This is a genomic window from Pedobacter sp. 01T416_2, assembly GCF_056398925.1.
On sequence record NZ_JBFTQI010000650.1, the window covers coordinates 1 to 3,426 of the forward strand.

Annotated in this window: 2 protein-coding genes; both read left to right on the plus strand. The window is 37.8% G+C overall.

Translation table 11 applies throughout. From position 1 onward, the window contains the following. A partial coding sequence (locus AC1DPQ_RS21805) for a SusC/RagA family TonB-linked outer membrane protein (protein WP_477610855.1) occupies nt 1-2,562 on the plus strand: 2,562 nt, incomplete at its 5' end. A 10-nt stretch (nt 2,563-2,572) separates the two neighbouring features. Next, a partial coding sequence (locus AC1DPQ_RS21810) for a RagB/SusD family nutrient uptake outer membrane protein (protein ID WP_477610856.1) occupies nt 2,573-3,426 on the plus strand: 854 nt, incomplete at its 3' end.

Sequence of the window (3,426 nt, forward strand, 5' to 3'; positions counted from 1 at the left end):
GTAATAAGCTATGCTGGTTTAGCATCAATTGCGAGGCCTGCAAATTTGCCAACTTTTATTTCTGATTGTGTTGCCCACATGAATTTGGTTAATGAAGGTTATCGTAATTTAGGCCAAACACCCATTTATACAGATGCAACTATAGCACAATGGACAGCTGCAAATGCCAATCCTGACGGACTTACCCCACAGGGCGTACCAAATTATATTGCTTACCCAAATACAAACTGGGGCGATGCTATTTTCGAAAACAATATTACACAACAACACAGTCTTTCATTAAACGGAGGATCTGAAAATACTAAGTTTTTATTATCGGCGCTATATCTTAATAACCCGGGTACAATGGCAAATACCGGTTCTGATAAATACAATTTGCGTATCAACTTAGAATCGAAAGTGGCTAAATTTTTAACATTAGGTACACAAACTTTTGCTTCTTATCAAACCTATGGTTTAGCTAATACCGATAATGCGTTTAACTTTTTGCGTCAAACTACACCGGGTGTATTTCCAGTTTGGGATGGGAAATATGGTTTTCCTGCTGCTGCTGAAGAATCGTCAACCGCAAATAACATTACCCAATATTTATATGGTACAGGCGGTGCCGATAACGAAACCCGCATTAACACAACCGTTTTTGCACGATTTGATATTTTAAAAGGTTTAGATTTTGAAACCCGTTTTAACTATCAAACCCGTCAGGAAGAGTTTAATAACCATGCTATTACTTTCGAAAAATGGAATTTTGCAAGCAACACATTAAAAGTAGCAAAAACTACGGCCGATCAGCTAACTACAACTTATGGTTTTAATAAAAACTATGGAATAACCGTAGATAATATTTTAAAATACAACACTACCATTGCTAAAAGCCATGATATTAGTGCATTAGCAGGTTACAACCAAAACTACTATAACTATTATAATATTGGCGCATCGTCAAAAGGCTTATATGATGAATCGATTACCACATTAGGTTCTGCTACTGCAGTAACATCGGCATCAGGTGGCGAGTACGATTATGCTATACGTTCGGTTTATGGGCGTTTAAATTATGCCTACAAAAGCAAATATCTTTTTGAAGGCGTGTTCAGGTATGATGGTTCTTCAAAATTTGCTCCAGATTATCGTTGGGGATTCTTCCCGGCTTTCTCTGCCGGATGGCGCATTTCTCAGGAATCTTTTATGAGCAGCTTGAACGATTATGTTGGCAACCTGAAACTTCGTGCATCGTGGGGTAAAACCGGTAATAATGTAATGAGTACTGTAGCTTCTCAGGGTAATTACGATTATCAGGCACTTTACAATGGTACCAACTATTCATTTAATGGTGCACAAGCCAGTGGATTAATAGCAGGTAAGTTTGCCAATCCGTTTTTGGTTYGGGAAGCCACCACAACCAGTAATATTGGTTTAGATGGTAATTTGTTGCATGGTAAAATGAATTTTGAGATAGACTTGTATAGTAAACAAACATCCAAAATTTTATTTACACCAACTATTCCGTTAGCATCAGGAACTGCTACTGCGGCAACTAAAAATATTGCAGAAATGTCTAACAAAGGGTTAGAGATTACATTAGGTTATAATGATAAAATCGGCGATTTTAAATACGGTGTATCGGGTAACTTTGCCTATAACTTTAACCGGATTAAAACATACTTGGGCCCATTCCAAGCTGGCTACATAACAGATGCGTTAGGTAATAGCGTATATACTTCAAACATCGGTAAAATTTCCAGCGGTGGAACTAACCGTATTTTAGATGGTCATGAATTTAATGAATACTACCTGCAAACCGTTTATAAAGGCAATGGAAATTATTTTACTGATGGTAAGGTAAATGTAAATGGCGGACCCAAAGACGGTATGATCCGTACACCGTCTGATATGGATTGGTTAAATGCAATGATTGCTGCCGGATATTCTTTCCAGCCAACCGGTGGCGTAAGTAAAACCAAAATTTATTATGGCGATTTAATTTATGCCGATAATAATGGTGATGGAATTTACGGTAATAGCTTTGATAATCAGTTTATGAATAAATCATCTACGCCAAGGTTTAATTATGGCTTTAATATGAATTTATCATATAAAAACATAGATCTTTCTATGCTATGGTCGGGTAGCGCAGGTATGTGGTATTACTGGAATGCTACAGGTTATAACAACTCTGTTGTATCTCTTGGTAATGCAGTAAGCACCTTAATTGCAAACGATCATTATTATTACAACGATGCAAATCCAAACGATCCCGCCAATAACATTACGGCAAAATATCCAAGACTTAAAAACACTACGGATGCGCAGAATGCAGCGGTAGCCAGTGATTTTTATTTGTACAATGCCTCATACCTGAAATTAAAAAACTTACAGATCGGCTATACGCTGCCGGAAAAAATTTCTAAAAAGGCAGCCATGAGCAGAGCAAGAATTTTCCTATCGGGAGAAAACCTGTTTACCATTACAAATTATCCGGGCTTAGATCCTGAAATTGGTGCAGGTGTATCTTATCCAACTATGCGCCAGTATTCTTTAGGCTTAAATGTTACTTTTTAACGGACACAAAATGAAAAAGATTTTAACAATAATATTCGCAATAGCTGTATCTACAGGTTGTAAAAAGGATTTTTTAAACACTACACCTCCATCGCAAGTGGCATCAGAAATGATGTGGACTACTGATAACTTAACTGATCAGGGCATAGCAGGAGTTTATTCACAACTAAGATATGGATGGTCTACAGGTGGTGCATCTGGTTTAGATCTTTACCAAATGGATTGTTTAGGTTTTACCGGGCAAACTTCTGGAGCTGAATCCTTACTGTCTGGAACGATAACGCCAGGTAATTCTTATTTTAGTGATCATTGGAGAAACCTTTATGAAGGTATTCAGCGTGCAAATGGAGCCATTAAATTCATTCCATTACAATCGCCTTCATCGCCTGAAAAAAAAGCCAGGTATATTGCAGAAGCCAAGTTTTTAAGGGCTTATTTTTATCTAAGACTTAATCAGTTATATAAAGGTGTACCTATTTATTTAGAGCCATTTCTTCCTGAAGAAGCAAATAAACCACGTTCTACAGAAGCCGAAGTTTGGGCCTTGGTAATCAGTGATTTAACTGCGGTTATTGCAGAGCCAAATCTTCCTGATCGTTATGCCGGTGGAAATGCAAATTACGGGCACATCACCAAAGGTGCAGCTTATGCCCTGCGTGGTAAAGCCTATATGTACACTCAGAAATGGGACTTGGCAGTAGCCGATTTTCAAAAAGTGAAAGATGCCGGTTATGGTTTGTTTGCCAATTACAGCGCATTATTTAAAACGGCTAACGAGCAATCTAATGAAATGATTTTTTCTATCCAGAACATAGGTGTTCCGGGTTTTGGTTCTGCTACACAATTCTATTGTGGTACCCGTTC